This window comes from Streptomyces toxytricini, assembly GCF_014649915.1.
GTDB lineage: Bacteria > Actinomycetota > Actinomycetes > Streptomycetales > Streptomycetaceae > Streptomyces > Streptomyces toxytricini.
The window spans coordinates 1-21,655 of record NZ_BMTY01000013.1 but is presented as its reverse complement, the minus strand read 5'-3'; the positions used below and the strand labels follow the sequence as shown (position 1 = coordinate 21,655).

The following is a 21,655-nucleotide window of genomic DNA, read 5'->3' as shown; positions in this document are numbered from 1 at the left end:
GTGGCGTACGACGCGGACCCCGCAGGGGCCCGCCACGCTGCGGGTGTCCGCCGACCGCAGTGCCGGGCGCGTGAAGGGCGAGGCGTGGGGGGCCGGGGCCGCGTGGGTGCTCGATGCGCTTCCCGCGCTGCTGGGTGCCGGGGACGATCCGGGTGCGTTCGTACCGCGGCACCGCCTGGTGCACGAGAGCCATCGGCGGCGGCCCGGGCTGCGGCTGACCCGTACGGGGCTGGTGCTGGAGGTGCTCGTGCCGACGGTGCTGGAGCAGAAGGTCACCGCCGACGAGGCCTACCGGTCCTGGCGGCGGCTCGTACGGGCGCACGGAGAGGCCGCACCCGGCCCCGATGCCGGGTTGTGCGTCGTGCCGGACGCCCGGACGTGGGCGATGCTGCCGTCGTGGGAATGGCACCGGGCCGGGGTCGACGGGAAGCGGTCGGCGACGATCGTGCGGGCCGCCCGGGTCGCGGCCCGGCTGGAGCAGGCGGCTGCCATGCCGCCCGGCGAGGCGGCCGCGCGGCTGGAGGCCGTACCGGGCATCGGGCCGTGGACCTCCGCCGAGACCCTGCAGAGGAGCAACGGCGACCCCGATGCGGTGACCACCGGTGACCTCCACCTGCCCGGGATCATCGGGTACGCGCTCGCCGGGAACCGGGACGCCGACGACGCGGTGATGCTGGAGCTGCTCGCCCCCTATGCGGGGCAGCGGCACCGGGCCGCCCGGCTCGTACTGCTCGCCGGGCGGACCCCGCCGCGGCGGGCGCCGCGGATGTACCGGAGCGACATCTCGCTGATCTAGCGGACCTCGATGAAGTCGTCCGGGGTGCGGGTGGGCCGCGGGCGCGCGGGTTCGGCGGGGCGGCCGATCGCCACCGCGCCCATCGGGTCCCAGGAGTCCGGGAGGGCCAGGACCTTGCGGACCACGTCGCGGCAGAACATCGTCGAGGACACCCACGCCGAGCCCAGGCGCTCGGCCGCGAGGGCGACCAGGAAGTTCTGCACGCCCGCGCCCGTGGCGACGACGAACATCTCCCGCTCGGCCGCGTCACGGCGGGCGTGGCCGTAGTCGTGCGCGCCGTCGGTGACCATGCAGGGGACGACCAGGTACGGGGCGTTGCGCAGGACGTCGCCCCGGCGGACGCGCTTGGCGATGGACTCCTCCGACTTGCCGTCGCGGCGCAGGTCCGCGATCCACGCCTCGCGCATCGCGTCCAGCAGCTCCAGGCGGGCCGTCCGCGATTCGAGGAGGACGAACCGCCACGGCATGGTGTGGTGCGGTGCCGGGGCGGTGAGCGCGGCGGCGACGGCGCGGCGGACCGCGGCCGGATCCACCGGGTCGTCCGTGAAGGCGCGGACCGTGCGGCGCTGGGTCACGGCCTGCCGTACGGCCTCGGAGGTGCCCAGGCGGAACATGTCGTCCTCGGCGGGGCGGACCAGCCGGGCGGCCGTGGCGTCGCCGCCGACCAGGTGGGACAGGCCGCGGACCACGGCGACGGGCCGGTTGGCGGCCTTGCCCTTGACCAGGTCGCCGGCCGAGGCCAGCTCGTCGGCCGTGGCGACGACCGTCGCCGTGAGCGGGTTGCCGTGGGTGTCCGTGCTGCCGCGGAGGTCGTGCAGGACGCGTACCCCGGCGGAGCCGATGGCGATGTCCGTCAGGCCGGTGCGCCACGGGCGGCCCGAGGTGTCGGTGATCACGACGCCGACGTCGACGGAGAGCAGGCGGGCCAGGCCCGTGCGGATCGCGGCGGCCGAGGCGTCCGGGTCCTCGGGGAGGAGGAGGACCGTGTCGGGGGCGGTGTTGGAGGCGTCCACGCCGGCCGCCGCCATGACCAGGCCCTGACGGTTCTCCACGATGCGCAGGGCGCCGCGGCGGGCGACCACGCGGACGGTCTCGGCGTCGATCGCCTCCTCGCGGGACGCCGCCTCGACGATGCGGCCCTCGGATTTCGAGACGATCTTCGAGGTGACGAGGAGGATGTCCCCGTTTTCGAGGTCCGGGGCGCTCTCGGCGATCAGCCGGGCCAGGTCGTCGCCCGGGCCGACCTCCGGGATGCCGGGGACGGCGCGCACCTCGTACGCGGTCACCGGGCGGCCTCGGCCAGGGACAGGGCCTCGCGGGCCATCGCGGCCGTGGCTTCGGTGCCGGTCATCATCAGCGGGACGGCGCGGCAGGCGATCCCGCCCGCCTCGACCTCGGCGACGGCGTCGGCGTCGGCGGTGTCGACGAGCCAGCCGTCGAGGAGGTCCGCGCCGTAGTGGCGGGCGACGGCCGCGGCGGTGGACTCCACGCCGACGGCGGCGAGGACCTTGTCGGCCATGCCGCGGACCGGGGCGCCGCCGACGATCGGGGAGAGCCCGACGACCGGGGCGGCTGCACCGGCCACGGCTTCGCGGATGCCGGGGACGGCGAGGATCGTGCCGATCGAGACGACCGGGTTGGAAGGCGGGAGGAGGATCACGTCTGCAGCGGCCAGGGCTTCGAGGACGCCGGGGGCGGGCTTGGCCTGGTCGGCGCCGACGGGGACGACGGCTTCGGCGTCCAAAGATGCCCGCAGGCGCACCCAGTACTCCTGGAAGTGGACGACGCGGCGTTCGCCGTTCTCGGTGACGGCGATGTGGGTCTCGACGCGGTCGTCCGACATGGGCAGGAGGCGGACCCCCGGCTGCCAGCGGTCGCAGAGCGCCTCGGTGACCGCGCTGAGCGGGTAGCCGGCGGCGAGCATCTGCGTGCGGACGATGTGCGTGGCGAAGTCGCGGTCGCCGAGCCCGAACCAGGTCGGGCCCACGCCGTACGCCGCGAGTTCCTCCTTGACGGTGAACGACTCCCCGGCGCGGCCCCAGCCCTGGTCCTCGTTGATGCCGCCGCCGAGGGTGTACATCACGGTGTCGAGGTCGGGGCACACCTTGAGCCCGAACAGGTGGATGTCGTCACCGGTGTTGCCGATGACCGTGATCTCCGCCGCGGGGGCCGCGGACTTCAGCCCGCGGAGGAAGCGGGCGCCGCCGATGCCGCCGGCCAGAACAACAATGCGCATGCAGCGAAGTCTGACAGGCGTCAGACGCGGACGGCCTCCGGGTGGGCCGGGTGGCAGTTGTGCATCGGCATGGCCTGGAGGCCCGGGAAGTAGACGTGCAGGCTGACCGCGCCTTCGAGGGTGTCGTTGACGACCTCGTGCGCGTAGCCCGGGGCGAAGACGCGCTGGGCGCCCGCACCGAGGGTGAGGGTGCCGCGGGTGTTGCGCTCGGTGAGCTCGCCCTCCAGGACCGTCCAGACGCCGGAGGAGGGGCCGTGGTCGTGGAAGCCGCTGCCCTGGCCCGGAACCCAGCTGAGCAGCCACACCTCGTATCCGGTCGGGGAGCCGGGGGAGGGGGCGACGGAGCGCAGGCGGTGGTACCAGCGGGTCGTGGCGTCGTAGCGGACCAGGTGCTCCCAGCTCGCGCGGTCCGCGGCGATGGAGCGGGCCAGTCCGGCGAACTCGGCGACGGTGGCGGGGTGTTCGCGGGCCGGCTGGAGCAGGTGCGGTACGGAGAGGATGTCGCCGGCGATCTGGAGGTCGCTCTCGATCACGGCGGGGGCGGCGGCGGAGTCGCGCATCACGGGGGTCCTAGACGGGTGTCAGTGGGGTGGTCGCTGTGGCGGGGGCCGGGGGGAGCAGGGGCTCCTGGGGCATCAACAGCCGCAACAGCAACAGCGAACCTGGGCAGCGCGCAGGAACCCACGAACGGGGGTCCGGAAGGCGGCTGCGGTCACTGACATGGGGACAAGGAGACCGGCTGCCGGGCCGGACTGTCAACTCAATGCCCGTTTTGGTCGAAAAGTTTCAACTGATCCGGTTAACCGGAGCGGAGAAAGGTTTGTGCAGGCGAATGCGGGGCACACCGCGTGCCGAGATACCGTCTCGCGCCGGCTCAAACTTATGTGGCCAACTCGTGATCGGAATGTGATCTGCGCCGCTTCTGTGGCCGGATCGCAACCGTCGCCCGGGGGTCCGCGTATGTCACGGGTGGGTGTGGGTGGAGTGGCACTCGTGGCAACTGTCACGATTTTTGGCGATATCAACACTTTCTGCATAGCCTTGGTTCCGCAGAGTGAATAAGGGCCCCAATAGCAGACCCCGGCTTGACTGCGCTGGAGCCCCACACTTGTAATTTCACTCGTGTCGTTACGTAGCAATGAGTGACGACGGCCACGGGGATGCACAGACAGAGCGAGGGGCGCACATGACCGAGCTGTTTCAGGAACTGCTGGTCGAGGAAGCGGACGAAGAGCTCGGATGGCAGGAGCGCGCACTGTGCGCCCAGACCGACCCCGAGTCCTTCTTCCCCGAGAAGGGCGGCTCCACCCGAGAGGCCAAGAAGGTCTGCCTGGCCTGCGAAGTCCGGTCCGAGTGCCTCGAATACGCCCTCGCCAACGACGAGCGCTTCGGCATCTGGGGCGGCCTCTCCGAGCGGGAGCGCCGCCGCCTGAAGAAGGCCGCCGTCTGACCCCGCCGCAGCGGCCCCGGGCCCCCGCCCCGACCCCGTCCGGACCCCGGCCCGGCGTCACATCGGGTGACGGTCCCACCCTGCAAGCACACCACCGGTCCGCCTCCTGCAACTTCCCCGCAGGAGGCGGACCGCTGTGTTCCGAGCCGTTAGTGTGGGGCGCTGTCCAGCAGCCTCCGAGGGCGCGCGCCCGCGGACCTCCCTCCGGCCGAGCCCGGCGGGACACCCAGGCCGGAGGGCCAGTAGAGCGATGTCCCTGCACAGCCAGTCGACGGCCTCCTACCAGGCTGCCGCCACCCCCCAGTTCCCCCGGCACGTCGTCACCGCGGTCCTCGTCGCCCATGACGGCGCCCGCTGGCTGCCCCGGACCCTCGCCGGCCTCCTCGGCCAGGAACGCCCCGCGCAGAACCACATCGCCGCCGACACCGGAAGCTCCGACGACTCCGCCCGCCTCCTCGCCGACGCCCTCGGCGACGACCGCGTCCTCCACCTCGCCCGCCGCACCGGATTCGGCGCCGCCGTGGAGGAAGCGGCCCGCAGCGCCGGCACCCCCTCCCTCGACGACCTCCCCTACCTCAGGCGCCCCAGCGGCTGGGACCCCGTCAGCCGCACCTGGCGCGACGACGCCTACGACCTCCCCGAACTCCCGCACGGCGAGCCCGTCCACTGGCTCTGGCTGCTCCACGACGACAGCGCCCCCGAGCCCGACGCCCTCACCGAACTCCTCCGCGTCGCCGACGAGAACCCCGACGCCGCCGTCATCGGCCCCAAGCTCCGCGGCTGGTACGACAACCGGCAGCTCCTCGAAGCCGGCGTCACCATCGCCCGCAGCGGCCGCCGCTGGACCGGCCTCGACCGCCGCGAACAGGACCAGGGCCAGCACGACCAGGTCCGCTCCGTCCTCTCCGTCTCCACCGCCGGCATGCTCGTACGCCGCGACGTCTACGACGACCTCGGCGGCTTCGACCGCCGCCTGCCCCTCATGCGCGACGACGTCGACCTGTGCTGGCGCGCCCACAGCGCCGGCCACGGCGTCCTCGTCGCCCCCGACGCCGTCCTGCGCCACGCCGAGGCCGCCTCCCGCGAACGCCGCACCGTCGACTGCGCCGGCCGCACCGCGCTCGGACCCCACCGCGTCGACAAGGCGGGCGCCGTCCACACCCTCCTCGCCAACTGCTCCGGCCGCGCCCTGCCGTACGTCCTGCTCCGGCTGATCGCCGGCACCGTGCTGCGCACCCTCGGCTACCTCGTCGGCAAGGCACCCGGCCAGGCCGTCGACGAACTCACCGGCCTCCTCGCCACCCTCCTGCGCCCCGGCCGCATCCTCGCCGCCCGCCGCAGCCGCGGCCGCCCCGTCGTCCCCGCCCAGGAGCTCCGGCTCCTCTTCCCGCCCCCGGGCGCGACCCTGCGGGCCGGCGCGGAACAGCTCGCCGCCCACTTCACCGACGGCCGCGCCGCCGACGGCCCCGCCGCCGGCCGCCACGGCGGCACCGCCGGCCCCGACGGCGCCGGCGACCTCGCGCCGGAGCGGTTCGCCCGCCTCCGGCGGATCGCCCGCAACCCCGCCCCGCTCCTCCTCGCCCTCCTCGTCGCCGTCTCCGTCGTCGCCTGCCGCGGCCTCCTCGGCAGCGGCTCCCTCATGGGCGGCGCCCTCCTGCCCGCCCCCGACAGCGGGCTCGACCTGTGGCGCCGCTACACCGAGGACTGGCAGCCCGCCGGCACCGGCTCCACCGCCGGCGCACCCCCCTACCTCGCCGTCCTCGGCGCCCTCGCGACCCTGCTCCTCGGCTCCTCCGACGCCGCCCTGACCCTCCTCCTCGCCGGGTCCGTCCCGCTCGCCGGACTCACCGCCTACGCCGCCTCCCGGCCCCTCGTCGCCTCCCGCCTGCTGCGCGCCTGGGCCGCCGCCGCCTACGCCTTCCTCCCCGCCGTCACCGGAGCGCTCGCCGGGGGCCGCCTCGGCACCGCCGTCCTCGCCGTCCTCCTCCCGCTCCTCGCCCGCTCCGCCGCCTCCGCCTTCGGCCTCACCGCCCCGGCCGGCTCCGCGCAGCGCGGCCCCTGGCGCGCCGTGTGGACGCTGGCCCTCCTGATGACCGCGGCCGCCGCCTTCGCCCCCGTCGTGTGGCTGCCCGCCGCCGTCCTCGGCCTGGCCGCGGTGGCCGTGCGCCGCGCCGAGTGGAAGGCGTACGCCCTGCGGCTGCTCGCCGTCCTCGCCGTGCCCGCCGTCGTCCTCGCCCCCTGGTCGCTCACCCTCCTCGCCGACCCCGGCCGGCTCCTCGACGAGGCCGGACTGCCCGGCCCCGCAGGCGCCGCCACCGCCCTCGGCCTGCTCGGCGCGAGCCCCGGAGGCCCCAAGGCCGGCGGCGGTCTGCTCCTCGCCGGCGCCGTCCTGGCAGCCCTCGCCGCCCTGCTCCGCGCCGACCGGCGCACCGCCGTCCGCGCCGCCTGGGCCGCCGCCCTGGCCGGGCTCGCCCTCGCCGTCCTCCTGAACCGCACCGGCTGGGCCGGTCCCGCCACCCTCCTGTACGGGCTCGGCGTCCTCGCGGCCGCCGCAGTCGGCGCCGAAGGGGCCCGCGAGCGCGTCGCCGCCAGCAGCTTCGGGTGGCGGCAGCCCGCCGCCGCACTGGTCGCCCTCGCCGCCGCCGCCGGACCGCTCCTCGCCGCGGCCGCCTGGGCCGCCGGCGGAGCCGCCGGACCGCTGGAGCGCCGCGATCCCGTCCAGGTGCCCGCGTTCGTCGCCGAGGACGCCGGCACCCGCGACCGGGCCCGCACCCTCGTCCTCGGCGGCACTCCCGCCCGGGTCTCCTACAGCCTCGTCCGCGGCTCCGGCGCCGTCCTCGGCGACGCCGAGACCGCCCCCGCCGGCGGCAGCACCCGCCTCGACAAGGCCGTGGCCGGACTCGTCGCCGGCTCCGGCGCCGACCAGACCGACCAGCTCGGCGACTTCGCCGTCCGCTACGTCCTCCTCCGCGACGACGTCCCGCAGGAGATGCGGAAGGTCCTCGACGCCACCCCCGGCCTCAGCCGCATGAGCCAGCTCGACGGCAGCGCCCTGTGGCGCGTCGACCGCCAGGTCGCCCGCGCCGTCATCGTCCCCGCCAAGCCCGGCGAGGCGCCCGTCCCCGTCGCCTCCGGCCCCGTCGAGATCCACACCCGGATCCCCGCCGGGGAGGAGGGCCGCGTCCTGCGCATCGCCGACCGGGCCGCCCCCGGCTGGAAGGCCTCCCTCGACGGAAGCCCCCTGAAGGCCGAGACCGTCGACGGCTGGGCGCAGGGCTTCGCACTGCCCGCCGCCGGCGGCCGCCTCGACCTCGTCCACGAGGACGCCCTGCCCCGAACCGCCTGGCACGGGGCCCAGGCGCTGCTGGCCCTCGTCCTCCTCGTCATGGCCCTGCCCGGCCGCCGCGCCCGCCTCGACGACGACCTCCCCGACGAGGGCGCCGACACTCCCGACCCGGCCGTGCCCGCCGGGGCGCCCGAGGGCCGCCGCGCCCGCCGGCTCCGCGCCGGCGCCGACGCGCCGGCCGCCCCGGAGCCTTCCGCGGCCGAGCCCGAGGGCGCCGTCGCGGACCCGTACGCCGGGATCCCCGCGCAGCCCGCGTACGGGGAGGAGGCCTACGCCTACCAGGAGTACGGGGCGCAGCCCTACGACCCGTACCAGCAGGGCACCCACCCGGACCAGGCCTACCCCGGCCAGGCGTACGCGGAACCGGGCTCCGCCTACCCCGACGCGTACGCGGAGCCCGGCCAGCCGTGGGTGCCCGCGCAGCAGACCGGCCACGACCCCTACGCCGCGCAGCCGTACGACCCCCAGGCATACGCCTACCCCGACCAGGCCGGCCACCCGTACCCGCAGCAGCCCCACCCGTACGACCAGCAGCCGTACGCCGACCCGTACGACCCCCACGACCGGCAGCACCACCCGCGCCCCGACGGGAGCCACCAGCAGTGAAGCAGCGCGCCCCCCTGACGCTGGCGGCCGCCGCCGCGGCCCTCGCCGCCCTCGCCGGCGCCGCCCACCTCCTCGCGCCCGCCGCCCCCGCCGGCGGCGCCTCCGCGGCCTCGGCCGCGCGGATGCCGGTGGAGCGCTCCGTCCTGGTGTGCCCGGCGCCCAGCTCCTCCGACATCGCGGAGACCGTGTACACGGCGATCACCCCCGCCGCGCCCGGCGCCTCGGGCCGGGGCACCGCCCGCCTGCTCGGCGCCACCAAGGAGGCCAAGCCGGTCCTGGAGCTCAAGGAGCCCGGCAGGCCCGCCGGGGCGAGCGCCTCGGGAGCCGAGGCGCCGGCGCTGGCCGGCGCCGCCGACGGCGTCCTCGCCCCGGGCTGGGCGGCGCAGCAGACGACGAAGGTGTCCGTCGGCCGGGCGCGCGGGCTGCTCGGCGCCGCGTGCACCGCGCCCGGCACCGACTTCTGGTTCCCGGGGGTGAGCACGGCCAAGGGACGCGAGGACTACGTGCACCTGACCAACCCGGACGACACCGCGGCCGTGGTGGACATCAAGCTGTTCGGCCCCGACGGCGCGGTCAAGGCGGACGCCGGCACCAACGAGAACATCCGCATCGACCCCCGCTCCAGCAAGGCGGTCTCGCTGGCAACCCTCGCCCCCGGCGCGCAGCTCGCGGACGCCGCGGCCCGGGTCACGACCCGCGCCGGCCGCGTCGGCGCGTCCGTGCAGGCGGGGGAGGAGGGCGTCGGCGCGGACTGGCTGCCCGCCTCCGCCGACCCGGCGGCGTCGCTGGTGCTGCCCGGGATCCCGGCGGACGCCGCCTCCGTGAAGCTCGTCGTGTTCGCGCCCGGCGAGGAGGACGCCGACCTCGCGCTGCGGCTGGCCGGCCCGAACGGCCCGATCAGCCCGGCCGGCAGCGAGCGGCTGCACGTCAAGGCCGGCATGACCGCGAGCGCCGACCTGAAGGACCTCACCCGCGGCGAGGCGGGCTCGCTGCTGCTGGCCCCCGCCGAGGACGGCAGGCCCGTACCGGTGGTGGCGGCGCTGCGCGTGGTCCGCGGCAGCGGCGCCAAGCAGGAGCTGGCGTTCGTCCCGGCGGCCGCGCCGGTGGGCGCCCGGGCGACCGCCGCGGACAACCGGGCCGGGGACGGGGCGGGCGTGCTGTCGCTGACGGCGGTGGGCGCCGACGCGAAGGTGAAGGTCACCGCGTCGGCGGGGACCGAGGGCGGCGAGCCGGCAGTCCAGGAGGTCACCGTCCGGGCGGGCACCACGCAGGCCCTGCCCGCCCCGGCGCCCGCCGGGCTGAAGGGCGCGTACGCCCTCACCGTGGAGACGCTCTCCGGCGGCCCGGTGTACGCGGCGCGCACGCTGACGCTGCCCCACGAGGGCATCCCGATGTTCACGGTCCAGGCGCTGTCCGATGACCGCGGCACGGTCGCGGTGCCGCAGGCGCGCCAGGACCTGTCCGTCCTGACCCGCTGAGCGGGCCCCGCGGCGGTCAGTCCTGGCCGTAGCGGGGGTCCACCGTCTCCGGGGTCAGCCCCAGCAGCTCCGCGACCTGCTCCACGACGACCTCGTGCACCAGCAGCGCCCGCTCGTCGCGGGTCTTCGACCGGATCTCCACCGGCCTCCGGAAGACGATGATCCGCGGCGGCCGGCCCGTACCCGGCGACTCCGCGAGCGCCCCGAGCGGCACCGCCTCGTCGTTCCAGCCGGTCTCGGGCCCGCCCGGCGGCCCGGGCACGTCCGCGACGACGAACTCCACGTCCGCCAGCTGCGGCCAGTGCCGCTCCAGCCGGTCGACGGACTCGCGCACCAGGTCCCCGAAGAGCTCCGCCCGGCTGGCCGCCAGCGGCACCTGCGGAGGGGCCACCGGCCCGCGCATCCCCCGCCCGTGCCGGTCGCGGCGGCGCGGCCGCGGCTCGGCGGGCAGGTCGGCGGGGCGGGGCTCGTCGGATGGCACAGGGCTGTCGGTCACCCCCCGAGCGTAGCCCGCAAAGGGCCCCCCACCGGGGCGTTTCCGACCCCGCCGGGCCCCGCCCCCGGCACGACACGGGGGAGTGACCTGCGGGAGAGTCGTCGCGGCCCGGTCAAGAGTGCGGTACCGTCCAACGTCGTGAGCCTTGTACGTCGCTGTTCTCGCACCGCGTGCGGCCGCCCTGCCGTCGCGACACTGACGTACGTCTACGCCGATTCGACCGCAGTTCTCGGCCCGCTCGCCACATACGCCGAACCCCACTGCTACGACCTGTGCGCCGAGCACTCCGAGCGCCTGACCGCCCCCCGCGGCTGGGACGTCGTGCGCCTGACCGACGGGTCGGCGCCGTCCCGCCCGAGCGGCGACGACCTGGAGGCCCTGGCCAACGCCGTGCGCGAGGCGGCCCGCCCGCACGACCGCGCGGCCGAAGGCGGCGGCGGACCGGCCAAGAGCGGCTCCCGCTCGGCCGGCGAGACGCGGCGCGGGCACCTGCGGGTGCTGCGGTCCCCGGACTCCTGACCGGCCCGGACCCCTGAGGGCCCGGCCGAACCGCACGGTAGGTTGGCCCCACCGCACAGGAGTACCAGGAGGGGCAGGCAGTGGCCGCAGATCTTTCGAACATCGTCAAGGCGTACGACGTACGGGGCGTCGTGCCGGACGAGTGGGACGAGGCGCTGGCCGAGCTGTTCGGTGCCGCGTTCACCGAGGTCACCGGTGCCACCGCCATCGTCGTCGGCCACGACATGCGGCCCTCGTCTCCCGGCCTGTCGGCGGCCTTCGCGCGCGGCGCCGCCGCCCGCGGCACCGACGTCACACTGATCGGCCTGTGCTCCACCGACCAGCTGTACTACGCCTCCGGCAAGCTCGACCTGCCCGGCGCGATGTTCACCGCCTCCCACAACCCGGCCCGCTACAACGGCATCAAGCTGTGCCGCGCCGGCGCCGCCCCCGTCGGCCAGGACACCGGCCTCACGGACATCCGCGCGCTCGTCGAGCAGTGGTCCGAGCAGGGCCTGCCGGCCGCGCCCGAGGGCACCACCCCCGGCACCGTCACCGGCCAGGACACCCTCGTCGGCTACGCCGAGCACCTGAAGTCCCTGGTGGACCTCACCGGCATCCGCCCCCTGAAGGTCGTCGTCGACGCCGGCAACGGCATGGGCGGGCACACCGTCCCGACCGTCTTCGAGGGGCTGCCGCTGGAGCTCGTCCCGATGTACTTCGAGCTCGACGGCACCTTCCCGAACCACGAGGCCAACCCCCTCGACCCGAAGAACATCGTCGACCTGCAGGAACGCGTGAAGGCCGAGGGCGCCGACCTCGGGCTGGCCTTCGACGGGGACGCCGACCGCTGCTTCGTCGTCGACGAGCGCGGCGAGGGCGTCTCGCCCTCCGCCGTCACCGCCCTCGTCGCCGCCCGCGAACTCGCCCGCAACGGCGGCACCGGCACCGTGATCCACAACCTGATCACCTCCTGGTCCGTCCCCGAGGTCGTCCGCGAGAACGGCGGCACCCCCGTGCGCACCCGCGTCGGCCACTCCTTCATCAAGGAGGAGATGGCCCGCTCCGGCGCCATCTTCGGCGGCGAGCACTCGGCGCACTACTACTTCAAGGACTTCTGGAACGCCGACACCGGCATGCTCGCCGCGCTCCACGTCCTCGCCGCCCTCGGCGGCCAGGAGGGCCCGCTCTCCGAGCTCGTCTCCTCCTACGACCGCTACACCGGCTCCGGGGAGATCAACTCCACCGTCGCCGACCAGGCCGGCCGCCTCGCCGCCGTCAAGGCCGCCTACGCCGGCGCCGACGGCGTCGCCCTCGACGAGCTCGACGGCCTGACCGCCACCGCCGCCGACTGGTGGTTCAACCTGCGCCCCTCCAACACCGAGCCGCTGCTCCGCCTCAACGTCGAGGCCCGCGACCCCGAGACCCTCGCCCGCATCCGCGACGAGGTCCTCGCCCTGGTCCGCGCCTAGGCCGTCTCTTTCGGATCTCGCTCCCCCAGCTCCGCTGGGAGGTGCCCCCAGGCCCGTGTCGTCCGTCACCGCGCCTCGCCGCGTTGTCGGGCCGTCCGCGTACCCCGGTACGCGGACGACCCTCCGCCTTGCGATGCACGGCACCGGACGACACGGGCGTGACCGGCAGGATCCGAAAGAGCCGACCTGGCGCCCACCCCACCCCGCCGGCCACCGCCGGGCCGCGCGAGACGCGGCCCGGCGGTACGCTGACCTCGCCCAATCCGCATGTTCGAAGGGAAGCGCCCCATGCCGCTCGAAGCCGGCCTTCTGGAGATCCTCGCCTGCCCCGCCTGCCACTCGCCCCTGGAGGACAAGTCGGCCGACGAGACGGCTCCCGAGCTGATCTGCACCGGCCGGGACTGCGGCCTCGCCTACCCGGTCCGCGACGGCATCCCGGTCCTCCTCGTCGACGAGGCCCGCCGCCCCGCCTGACCTCCGCCGCCCCCCGGCCCCGCCGCCCGCGGCGGCCGGCCCCGCGGCCCCCAGGCCCGCAGACCGCGCCGCAGGCACCGCGCCGCAGGCCGTACGCCGCACTGGGCGCCCGTCGCAGCGCCGGGCGCCCGAGCACCCGAGTCGCCCGCCCTTTCGACCCAGCCGGAGGCCGCCATGCTCGACGAGACGCTCCTCGACGCACCCGAGGAGCTCGCCCGCGCCGACCGCCGCGGCCTGCTCCGCGGTGCAGCCGAGGCCGGCGCCAGGGTCCGCACCGCCGCCCGGCACTCCGCCGAGGCCGGCCTCGGCGAACTCCGCCCCGACGGCCGCCCCCGCGCCGTCCTCATCGCCGGCCCCGGGACCGCCGCCTCCGGCGTCGCCGACCTGCTCGGCGCCCTCGCCGCGCCCTCCGCCCCGGTCACCCGCCTGCACCCCACCGGCGTCGCCCACGCCGCCGGCGCCCTGCGCTGGGCCCTGCCCGGCTGGGTCGGCCCCGTCGACCTGCTGCTCCTCGCCACCACCGACGGCACCGAACCGGGCCTCGCCGTCCTCGCCGAGCAGGCCTACCGCCGCGGCTGCACCGTCGTCGCCGTCGCCCCCGAGCGCTCCCCCCTCGGCGAGGCCGTCGCCGGCGCCCACGGACTCCTCGTCCCGATGGCCAACGCCCCGTACCAGGACTACGACGAGTCCGCCGCCTCCGCCGGACCCGGCGCACTGTGGGCCCTGCTGACCCCGATGCTGCTGCTCCTCGACAAGGTCGGCCTGGTCACCGCCCCTCCCGAAGCCCTCCAGCGCGTCGCCGACCGCCTCGACCGCACCGCTGAGCGCTGCGGCCCCGCCATCGCCACCTACTCCAACCCGGCCAAGACGCTCGCCGCCGAACTCGCCGACACCCTCCCGCTCATCTGGAGCGAAGGCGCCGGCGCCGCCCCGGCCGGCCGCCGCTTCGCCGCGACCCTCGCCGAACTCGCCGGCCGCCCCGCACTCGCCGCCGACCTCCCCGAGGCCCTCCCCGCGCACGGCGTCCTGCTCGCCGGGGCGTTCGCCGCCGGCGCGGACCCCGACGACTTCTTCCGCGACCGCGTCGAGGAGCCCGGCGCCCTGCGCGCCCGCGTCGTCCTGCTGCGCGACCGGCCCACCGGCGGCCTCTCCGCCGCCCCGGCCGCGCGCGAACTGGCCCTCAGCCACGACACGGCCATCAGCGAACTCGAACCCGAGGAGGGCGGGGAACTGGAGCAGCTCGCCGAACTCCTCGCCGTCACGGACTTCGCGACCGCCTACCTGTCCCTGGCCACCAGGGGACACGGGTGAGCACGCAACCGCGCCGGCTCCGTCCTTCCCGGGAAGACGCACGCAGATGGACCGCCTGACGAACACGATCCGCCCCTACGCCTGGGGGTCGCCCACCGCGATCCCCGGGCTCCTCGGCGTGGAGCCGACCGGCGAACCGCAAGCCGAACTGTGGATGGGCGCCCACCCAGGCGCCCCCTCCCGCCTCGACCGCGGCGCCGGCGAGACCACCCTCGCGGAGGTCATCGCCGCCGACCCCGAACGGGAGCTCGGCGCCGCCGCCGTCGCCAGGTTCGGGCCCCGCCTGCCCTTTCTCTTCAAGATCCTCGCCGCCGGCGCGCCCCTCTCCCTCCAGGTCCACCCCGACCTGGAGCAGGCCCGCGCCGGATACGCGGAGGAGGAGCGGCGCGGAATCCCCGCCGACGCCCCCCACCGCAACTACAAGGACCCCAACCACAAGCCGGAGATGGTCTGCGCCATCACCGCTTTCGAGGGGCTGTGCGGCTTCCGCCCGCCGCGGGAGGCCGCCGCGCTGCTGGACGGCCTGAAGGTCGACTCCCTCACCCCGTACGTCGACCTGCTCGGCGCCCACCCCGAGGAGGCGGCCCTGCGCGAGATGCTGACCGCCGTCCTGACCGCGGACCGCGCCGAGATGGCCCGTACGGTCGCCGAGGCCGCGGCCGCCGCCGAACGCCTCGGCGGCCCCTACACCCCGTACGCCACCCTCGCCCACCACTTCCCCGGCGACCCCGGCGTCATCGCCGCCATGCTCCTCAACCACGTGCGCCTCCAGCCCGGCGAGGCCATGTTCCTCGGCGCCGGAGTCCCGCACGCCTACCTCGACGGCCTCGGCGTCGAACTCCTCGCCAACTCCGACAACGTCCTGCGCGCCGGACTCACCCCCAAACACGTCGACGTGCCCGAACTCCTGCGGATCGTCCGGTTCGACCCCGGCGACCCGGCGCTGCTGCGCCCCGAGGACGGCGACGAGGAGGTGTACGACACCCCCATCGACGAGTTCCGCCTCTCCCGCCTCGCCCTCGCCCCCGGCGCCGCCCCCCACCGCCTGCCGGCCGGCGCCCCGCAGATCCTGCTGTGCACCGCGGGCCGCCCCACCGCCGGCGAACTCGCCCTGGCCCCGGGCGAATCGGTGTTCGTCCCGGCCGGCGAGTCCGTCGAACTGTCCGGCCCCGGCACCGTCTTCCGCGCCACCGTCGTCCTCTGACGTCGGGGCCGGCCGCCGGCGGCTGCAAGAATGTGCGGCCGTAGCGCGGCGCCCCGGCCAGGGCCGCCGTACCGAGGAAGGGACAATCAGCACCCATGAGCGCGTCGGGCGGAACCAAGGCGATCGTGGCGGCACTCACCGCCAACCTCGCCATTGCCGCAGCCAAGTTCGTGGCCTTCGTCTTCAGTGGCTCGTCGTCGATGCTCGCGGAGAGCGTCCACTCGCTGGCCGACTCCGGCAACCAGGGGCTCCTGCTCCTCGGCGGCAAGAAGGCCAAGCGCGAGGCCACCCCGGAACACCCCTTCGGGTACGGGCGGGAGCGCTACATCTACGCGTTCCTCGTCTCCATCGTGCTCTTCACCGTCGGCGGCATGTTCGCCATCTACGAGGGCTACGAGAAGATCAAGCACCCGCACGAGATCGAGGCCTGGTACTGGCCCGTCGGCGTCCTCGTCTTCGCGATCATCGCCGAGACCTTCTCCTTCCGCACCGCGATCAAGGAGTCGAACGAGCTGCGCGGCGGCCTGACCTGGACCCAGTTCGTCAGGCGCGCCAAGGCGCCCGAACTGCCCGTCGTCCTGCTGGAGGACCTCGGCGCGCTCGTCGGCCTCGTCCTCGCCCTCATCGGCGTCGGCCTCGCCCTCCTGACGGGCAACGGCGTCTGGGACGGCATCGGCACCCTCGCGATCGGCCTCCTGCTGATCCTCATCGCGATCGTCCTGGCCGCCGAGACGAAGTCGCTGCTCCTCGGCGAGGCCGCCGGCCTCGACGACATCGAGAAGATCAAGGCGGCCGTCGTCGACGGCGACAGCGTCACCCGCCTCATCCACATGCGCACCCTGCACCTCGGCCCCGAGGAGCTCCTCGTCGCCGCGAAGATCGCCGTCCGGCACGACGACACCGCAGCCCGCGTCGCCGAGGCGATCGACGCCGCCGAGGCCCGCATCCGCGAGGCAGTGCCGATCGCCCGCGTGATCTACCTGGAGCCGGACATCTTCAAGGCCGCCGAAGCAGCCGCGGACCCCCTCGCCAAGCCCGCCGGCTGACCGGCCCCGGCACCGCCCGCAGGCCCCCGCGGACACCCCGCGGGGGCCTGCGCGCACCCGGCTGCGGACGGCCCGCGCACCCGGGCCCGCACGACCGTGGTTTCCGGGTGCACTGGGGCTCGCCCCGCTGCTCGGTGTAGATTCGTCATCAGTGTCAGGCGTCGCTGCTGATGGCGGTCGGGCGGTCCCGCGACCGGCCGAGGGGAGAGAGGGCCCCCGACGGACTGAGTGCCCGGTGCACCGCCTCCGGCGATGCGCGGCTCAGCCGTACCCACCTCTCGAACCATGAGGAGAGCAGCACCCATGGACTTCAAGGTCGCAGACCTTTCCCTTGCCGCCTTCGGCCGCAAGGAGATCACCCTGGCGGAGCACGAGATGCCGGGTCTGATGTCGATCCGCCGCGAGTACGCGCAGGCGCAGCCGCTGGCCGGCGCCCGCATCACCGGCTCGCTGCACATGACCGTGCAGACCGCCGTCCTGATCGAGACCCTGGTCGCGCTCGGCGCCGAGGTCCGCTGGGCCTCCTGCAACATCTTCTCCACCCAGGACCACGCGGCCGCCGCCATCGCCGTCGGCCCGAACGGCACCCCGGAGAACCCGCAGGGCGTCCCCGTCTTCGCTTGGAAGGGCGAGACGCTGGAGGAGTACTGGTGGTGCACGGAGCAGGCGCTGACCTGGCCGAACACCCCCACCGGCGGCCCGAACATGATCCTCGACGACGGTGGTGACGCCACCCTCCTCGTCCACAAGGGCGTCGAGTTCGAGAAGGCCGGCGCGGCCCCGGACCCGTCGACCGCGGACTCCGAGGAGTACGGCCACATCCTCACGCTGCTGAACCGCACCCTGGCCGAGTCGCCGCAGAAGTGGACGCAGCTGGCCTCCGACATCCGCGGTGTCACCGAGGAGACCACCACGGGCGTCCACCGCCTGTACGAGATGATGCAGGAAGGCACCCTGCTCTTCCCCGCCATCAACGTGAACGACGCCGTCACCAAGTCGAAGTTCGACAACAAGTACGGCTGCCGCCACTCCCTCATCGACGGCATCAACCGCGCCACCGACGTCCTCATCGGCGGCAAGACCGCCGTCGTGTGCGGCTACGGCGACGTCGGCAAGGGCTGCGCCGAGTCCCTCCGCGGCCAGGGCGCCCGCGTCATCGTCACCGAGATCGACCCCATCTGCGCCCTCCAGGCCGCGATGGACGGCTACCAGGTCACCACCCTGGACGAGGTCGTCGAGACCGCCGACATTTTCATCACGACGACCGGCAACAAGGACATCATCATGGCCTCGGACATGGCCAAGATGAAGCACCAGGCGATCGTCGGCAACATCGGCCACTTCGACAACGAGATCGACATGGCCGGCCTCGCGAAGATCGATGGCATCGTCAAGGACGAGGTCAAGCCGCAGGTCCACACCTGGACGTTCCCCGACGGCAAGGTCCTCATCGTGCTGTCCGAGGGCCGCCTGCTGAACCTCGGCAACGCGACCGGCCACCCCTCCTTCGTCATGTCGAACTCCTTCGCGGACCAGACCCTGGCCCAGATCGAGCTCTTCACGAAGCCGGAGGAGTACCCGACCGACGTCTACACGCTGCCCAAGCACCTGGACGAGAAGGTCGCCCGCCTCCACCTCGACGCGCTCGGCGTCAAGCTGACCACGCTCCGCCCGGAGCAGGCCGCGTACATCGGCGTCAAGGTCGAGGGCCCGTACAAGCCGGACCACTACCGCTACTGATCCGCCGGCCTGCGGGCGGCGCGCCCGCAGGCACCTGCGCGGAACCGCAGCACCGCTGCCCCGGCAGCACCGAGCCAGGCCCCCGGCACCCGTGCCGGGGGCCTGCCCCGTACGCACGCACAGCAAGGACCCCCCGCCATGCCCCGCGGCCGCTACTCGCTCCACGACCCGCACGACCACACCCCGATCGGCGAGGAGCACTTCCACTGCGCCCCCGGCCCCTCCGGCTGGCGCTACGTCTCCCAGCTGACCGGCCCGGACGGCGGCCACCGCGGCTCCGTCGACCTCGCCGTCGACGAACTCGGCCGCCCCATCCGCGTCGAACTGGCCCTCGCCGGCTGGCAGGTCCGGGGCGCCGCCGTCGACGGGGTCACCTGGGTCCGCTCCGACCCGGCCGGCGCCGAAGCCGCCGAGGGCAACGCCCCCGCCGCCGCGTTCACCGGCACCTCCCCGGCCTTCCTCGTCGCCACCGCACGCCTGCTCCGCCCCGCCGCGGGGGCCGCCGCGACCCGCGTCCGGCTCGTCGCGCTCACCGACCCCGTCCTGGCGCCGCGTACGGTCGACCAGGCCTGGCAGCTCGCCGGCAGCACCGTCCACGACACCGACAGCGGGCCGCTCGTCGTCGACGAATACCGGGTCACCGCCCTGGACACCGGCGAGGTCCACTCCGTGCACCTCGCGGGCGACGTCGTCCTGGCCGCCCCGGGCGTCGAACTGGAACACCTGGAGACGCCGCCGTCGGCGTTCCCCGCCTGATCCAGGGCGCGCGGCGGGGCCCGCCGGTCAGTACTCCTCGTCCGGATACCCCCAGCGGATCTCATGCGCGGCCGTGGGGGCCACACCGGCGACCGTCGCCGCGAAGAGGCCCTCGAAGTGCGGCTGCCAGAGGTAGAAGCGGGTGATGCCGAGCGGGTGGTCCGACTCCCCGGAGACGAAGAACGCACCGCCGTCGTCCACGGACCAGCCGTGGCTGACCTGGTTCTCGAGCGACTCGTCGTACAGCAGCTCCTGCACGGCCCGGACGACGTCCTCGGCCTGCTGCCGGTCCGCGAGCCCGGTCACGGTGAAGGCGAGATCGATGTTGACTGACATGGGCCGCAGCCTAGGCGGGTCCTCGGACAGTCCCTAGGCGGGCGGGGCGAAGCCGGTACGCCGCTCCGGCGCCGGCGCCGGCGCCGGCGCCGGAGCGGGTGCGGGTGCGGGCGCCGGGGCGGCCGCGGCAGGGGGCCCGGCCACAGCGGCCCCGTGCGTCCCGGACATCCCGGGGGTCCCGTACACCGGGGGAGGCGGGGCGGGCGCGTACGCACCTGGGCCGGCGCCCGGCACCGCGCCGGCCGCGGGCCCGAACGCCCGGGCGGCGTCCCGCGACTGCCGTTCGTGCACGACCGCCATCAGGAACGCCGCCGCCGGAACCCCCGCCGGCACCGGCGCCCCCGTGCGGGCCGCCAGGTCGTCCGCGAGCCGCGCCGCCATCGCCGCGCCGACCTGGGGATCCAGCTGGCCCATCCGCGTCAGGTACTGGCGCACCGCCAGCCACAGCCCCTCGGGCACCGCCGACAGGTCCAGCCCCGAGAACCGCCCCGCCAGCCAGGCCGGCGGAGGCGGAACCGGCATCACCTGCTGCCGCGGCACCCGCTCCCGCACGACGAGGGTCCCCGCGAACACGTCCCCGATCCGCCGCCCCCGCTCCGACACCAGCGAGGCCGTGCACGCCACCGCCCCGAACGTCAGCAGCAGCTCCACGACGCCCATCGCCCCGCGCACCAGCGCGTGCCGGAACCGGATCGGCCCGCCGTCGTCCCGGACCACCCGCAGCCCGCACGCCAGCTTGCCGAGCGACCGGCCCCCGCTGAGCGTCTCCACCGCGATCGGCACACCGAACAGCCCCAGCACGAGACTCGACACCGCGACGGCGGCCTGCGCGGCCTCGTCCAGGGAGGCCGTCGCGAAGGCCAGCCCGACCGCGACGGCCAGGTAGCCGGACAGGTAGACGGCGATGTCGAGGCAGTACGCGAGCCCCCGGCTCGGCAGCCGCGCGGGCCGCAGCCCCAGGACGACCGCGTCCCCCGTCACCAGATCGCTCACGCTGCGCACCCTCTCCCCGTGGCCGGACCCGCCCCCGGCCACCAGTCTGCCAAGCTGGCCGTGGAAGAAGTACGCCGGAGCAGGGGGAGCGGCAACCGGATGGATCTCGACGTCTTCGTCACGGCCCACCGCGCGGAGTGGGACCGCCTGGAACAGCTGCTCGGCCGCGGCCGCAGGCTGACCGGCGCGGAGGCGGACGAACTGGTCGCCCTGTACCAGCGCGCGTCCACCCACCTGTCGCTGATCCAGTCGGGCACCCCCGACGCCGTGCTCACGGGCCGGCTCACCCAGCTCGTAGCCCGGGCCCGCGCCACCGTCACCGGGACCCGGCGCGCGGGCTGGCGGGACGCCGCCAGATTCTTCACCTCCGCCTTCCCGGCCGCCGTCTACCTCAGCCGGCGCTGGTGGATCCCGACCGCGGTGCTGTCCACCCTGCTCGGAGTGCTGATCGGCTGGTGGGTCGCGGTGACCCCGGAGGTGCAGGCGTCCATAGCCGCGCCCGAGGACCTGCGGGCGATGACGGAGCCCGGCGGCGGGTACGAGACGTATTACTCCAGCCACCCGGCGGCGTCGTTCGCGGCGCAGGTGTGGACGAACAACGCCCAGGCGGCGGCGGTCTGCCTGGTCGCCGGCGCGTTCCTGGGGCTGCCGGTGCTGTGGATCCTCTTCCTCAACATGGCGAACCTGGGGGTGGGGCTCGGCCTGATGGCGTCCGCGGGCCGGCTCGACGTCTTCCTCGGGCTGATCCTGCCGCACGGCCTGCTCGAACTGACGGCGGTGTTCGTCGCCGCGGGCACCGGCTTGCGCCTGGGCTGGACGGTGATCGACCCGGGCCCGCGCACCCGCCGGGCCGCCCTCGCCGAACAGGGCCGGGCCGCGCTCGGCATGGCGATCGGGTTGGCGGCGGTCCTGTTCGTGTCCGGTCTGATCGAGGGCTTCGTGACCCCGTCCGGCCTGCCCACGTGGGCGCGGATCACGATCGGCGTCGCGGCGGAGGCGGTGTTCCTGGCGTACGTGTACATCCTCGGGGGCCGGGCGGCCAGGGCCGGCGAGGTGGGCGACGTGGAGGCCGCGGACCGCACCGCGACGCTGCCCACGGCGGTCTGATGTGCATGGGGGACCGGTCAGCTGCTAGTCTCCTCGTCGTCCCGGAACGGCCGTTGACACGGTCGCCACGGGGAGGTAGATTCGAACGGTTGCCTCGAACTGGACAGTTCGGCAGCAGCGGTTTAACATCTCTCTCGCCTCCACAGGAATCGTGAATTCTGCCGGAGTGCACTCGACTCCCATCAGAATCCGAAGCCGGGAAATCCGGTGGAAAACTTCTGATAGAGTCGGAACCGCCGGAAAGGGAAAGCGCGAAAGCGAAAACCCCGGAAAGCGAAGCGCGAAAGACTCTGATAGAGTCGGAAACGCA

19 protein-coding genes are annotated in these 21,655 nt (G+C 74.9%); 13 read left to right on the top strand and 6 right to left on the bottom strand.

Translation table 11 applies throughout. The annotated features are described in order from the left end of the window. Positions 1–796, top strand: a 796-nt coding sequence (locus tag IE170_RS17690; RefSeq protein WP_229884914.1) for a DNA-3-methyladenine glycosylase family protein, incomplete at its 5' end; no start/stop codon positions are given. Here IE170_RS17690 and IE170_RS17685 read toward each other — a convergent pair. From IE170_RS17685 to IE170_RS17675, 3 genes are read right to left on the bottom strand one after another with little or no spacing between them, the layout of a single operon-like run. Next, complete coding sequence (locus tag IE170_RS17685) at positions 793–2,082, bottom strand: coenzyme F420-0:L-glutamate ligase (protein ID WP_189810364.1); 1,290 nt, start codon at positions 2,080–2,082, stop codon at positions 793–795. The genes IE170_RS17690 and IE170_RS17685 overlap by 4 nt on opposite strands. Next, positions 2,079–3,032, bottom strand: a complete 954-nt coding sequence (gene cofD / locus IE170_RS17680; RefSeq protein WP_189810363.1) for a 2-phospho-L-lactate transferase — start codon at positions 3,030–3,032, stop codon at positions 2,079–2,081. The genes IE170_RS17685 and cofD overlap by 4 nt, the downstream gene beginning before the upstream one ends. Positions 3,033–3,052: 20 nt before the next feature. After that, positions 3,053–3,592 carry a cysteine dioxygenase gene (locus tag IE170_RS17675; protein WP_189810362.1) on the bottom strand — a complete coding sequence of 180 codons (540 nt, stop codon included), beginning with the start codon at positions 3,590–3,592 and terminating at the stop codon, positions 3,053–3,055. 626 nt (positions 3,593–4,218) lie between these two features. On the opposite strand from IE170_RS17675, the gene IE170_RS17670 reads away from it, so the two are divergent. The 3 genes from IE170_RS17670 to IE170_RS17660 all read left to right on the top strand — a co-directional run bounded on the left by IE170_RS17670 (position 4,219) and on the right by IE170_RS17660 (position 9,912). Continuing rightward, positions 4,219–4,482, top strand: a complete 264-nt coding sequence (locus IE170_RS17670) for a WhiB family transcriptional regulator (RefSeq protein WP_003983763.1) — start codon at positions 4,219–4,221, stop codon at positions 4,480–4,482. A gap of 250 nt (positions 4,483–4,732) precedes the next feature. Continuing rightward, complete coding sequence (locus tag IE170_RS17665; protein ID WP_189810361.1) at positions 4,733–8,434, top strand: glycosyltransferase; 3,702 nt, start codon at positions 4,733–4,735, stop codon at positions 8,432–8,434. Then, positions 8,431–9,912 (top strand): DUF5719 family protein, encoded by a 1,482-nt coding sequence (locus IE170_RS17660; RefSeq protein WP_189810360.1) that lies wholly within the window; start codon positions 8,431–8,433, stop codon positions 9,910–9,912. Before IE170_RS17665 ends, IE170_RS17660 begins: the two co-directional genes overlap by 4 nt. Before the next feature lie 16 nt (positions 9,913–9,928). Here IE170_RS17660 and IE170_RS17655 read toward each other — a convergent pair whose 3' ends face one another. Continuing rightward, the gene (locus tag IE170_RS17655; protein WP_373299009.1) at positions 9,929–10,408 is read right to left on the bottom strand and encodes a metallopeptidase family protein; all 480 of its coding nucleotides are present in this window, start codon (positions 10,406–10,408) and stop codon (positions 9,929–9,931) included. Positions 10,409–10,546: 138 nt separating this feature from the next. On the opposite strand from IE170_RS17655, the gene IE170_RS17650 reads away from it, so the two are divergent. From IE170_RS17650 to IE170_RS17615, 8 genes are all read left to right on the top strand, one after another. Next, on the top strand, positions 10,547–10,927 hold the full coding sequence (locus tag IE170_RS17650) for a DUF3499 domain-containing protein (protein WP_189810359.1): 381 nt from the start codon (positions 10,547–10,549) through the stop codon (positions 10,925–10,927). Positions 10,928–11,007: 80 nt separating this feature from the next. After that, complete coding sequence (locus tag IE170_RS17645; RefSeq protein ID WP_189810358.1) at positions 11,008–12,378, top strand: phosphomannomutase/phosphoglucomutase; 1,371 nt, start codon at positions 11,008–11,010, stop codon at positions 12,376–12,378. A gap of 288 nt (positions 12,379–12,666) precedes the next feature. Then, positions 12,667–12,852: a Trm112 family protein gene (locus IE170_RS17640; protein WP_054222355.1), complete on the top strand. Its 186-nt coding sequence runs from the start codon at positions 12,667–12,669 to the stop codon at positions 12,850–12,852. A 174-nt stretch (positions 12,853–13,026) separates the two neighbouring features. After that, complete coding sequence (locus tag IE170_RS17635) at positions 13,027–14,163, top strand: SIS domain-containing protein (protein WP_189810357.1); 1,137 nt, start codon at positions 13,027–13,029, stop codon at positions 14,161–14,163. A 46-nt stretch (positions 14,164–14,209) separates the two neighbouring features. Then, positions 14,210–15,367: a mannose-6-phosphate isomerase, class I gene (gene manA, locus IE170_RS17630; RefSeq protein WP_189810356.1), complete on the top strand. Its 1,158-nt coding sequence runs from the start codon at positions 14,210–14,212 to the stop codon at positions 15,365–15,367. 95 nt (positions 15,368–15,462) lie between these two features. Next, positions 15,463–16,413: a cation diffusion facilitator family transporter gene (locus IE170_RS17625; RefSeq protein ID WP_189810355.1), complete on the top strand. Its 951-nt coding sequence runs from the start codon at positions 15,463–15,465 to the stop codon at positions 16,411–16,413. A gap of 303 nt (positions 16,414–16,716) precedes the next feature. Continuing rightward, entirely contained in the window at positions 16,717–18,153 is a 1,437-nt protein-coding gene (gene ahcY / locus IE170_RS17620; protein ID WP_223856684.1) for an adenosylhomocysteinase, read from the top strand. Between the two features lie 138 nt (positions 18,154–18,291). Continuing rightward, on the top strand, positions 18,292–18,909 hold the full coding sequence (locus tag IE170_RS17615) for a hypothetical protein (protein ID WP_189810353.1): 618 nt from the start codon (positions 18,292–18,294) through the stop codon (positions 18,907–18,909). A 27-nt stretch (positions 18,910–18,936) separates the two neighbouring features. Here IE170_RS17615 and IE170_RS17610 read toward each other — a convergent pair whose 3' ends face one another. Together IE170_RS17610 and IE170_RS17605 are read right to left on the bottom strand one after the other, a co-directional pair. Continuing rightward, on the bottom strand, positions 18,937–19,245 hold the full coding sequence (locus IE170_RS17610; RefSeq protein WP_189810352.1) for a hypothetical protein: 309 nt from the start codon (positions 19,243–19,245) through the stop codon (positions 18,937–18,939). A gap of 33 nt (positions 19,246–19,278) precedes the next feature. Further along, a complete protein-coding gene (locus IE170_RS17605; protein ID WP_189810351.1) occupies positions 19,279–20,238 on the bottom strand; it encodes an RDD family protein in 960 nt (319 codons plus the stop codon). A gap of 99 nt (positions 20,239–20,337) precedes the next feature. Here IE170_RS17605 and IE170_RS17600 point away from each other — a divergent pair, with 99 nt between their 5' ends. Then, a complete protein-coding gene (locus IE170_RS17600) occupies positions 20,338–21,345 on the top strand; it encodes a stage II sporulation protein M (RefSeq protein ID WP_189810350.1) in 1,008 nt (335 codons plus the stop codon). Positions 21,346–21,655 lie beyond the last annotated feature (310 nt).

Bases quoted from the DNA above. Each gene is read 5' to 3' on its own strand.
- IE170_RS17625 (WP_189810355.1), top strand. From the start codon at position 15,463: ATGAGCGCGTCGGGCGGAACCAAGGCGATCGTGGCGGCACTCACCGCC.
- IE170_RS17600 (WP_189810350.1), top strand. From the start codon at position 20,338: ATGGATCTCGACGTCTTCGTCACGGCCCACCGCGCGGAGTGGGACCGC.
- manA (WP_189810356.1), top strand. From the start codon at position 14,210: ATGGACCGCCTGACGAACACGATCCGCCCCTACGCCTGGGGGTCGCCC.
- IE170_RS17640 (WP_054222355.1), top strand. From the start codon at position 12,667: ATGCCGCTCGAAGCCGGCCTTCTGGAGATCCTCGCCTGCCCCGCCTGC.
- IE170_RS17635 (WP_189810357.1), top strand. From the start codon at position 13,027: ATGCTCGACGAGACGCTCCTCGACGCACCCGAGGAGCTCGCCCGCGCC.
- cofD (WP_189810363.1), bottom strand. From the start codon at position 3,032: ATGCGCATTGTTGTTCTGGCCGGCGGCATCGGCGGCGCCCGCTTCCTC.
- IE170_RS17675 (WP_189810362.1), bottom strand. From the start codon at position 3,592: ATGCGCGACTCCGCCGCCGCCCCCGCCGTGATCGAGAGCGACCTCCAG.
- ahcY (WP_223856684.1), top strand. From the start codon at position 16,717: ATGGACTTCAAGGTCGCAGACCTTTCCCTTGCCGCCTTCGGCCGCAAG.
- IE170_RS17665 (WP_189810361.1), top strand. From the start codon at position 4,733: ATGTCCCTGCACAGCCAGTCGACGGCCTCCTACCAGGCTGCCGCCACC.
- IE170_RS17610 (WP_189810352.1), bottom strand. From the start codon at position 19,245: ATGTCAGTCAACATCGATCTCGCCTTCACCGTGACCGGGCTCGCGGAC.
- IE170_RS17615 (WP_189810353.1), top strand. From the start codon at position 18,292: ATGCCCCGCGGCCGCTACTCGCTCCACGACCCGCACGACCACACCCCG.
- IE170_RS17670 (WP_003983763.1), top strand. From the start codon at position 4,219: ATGACCGAGCTGTTTCAGGAACTGCTGGTCGAGGAAGCGGACGAAGAG.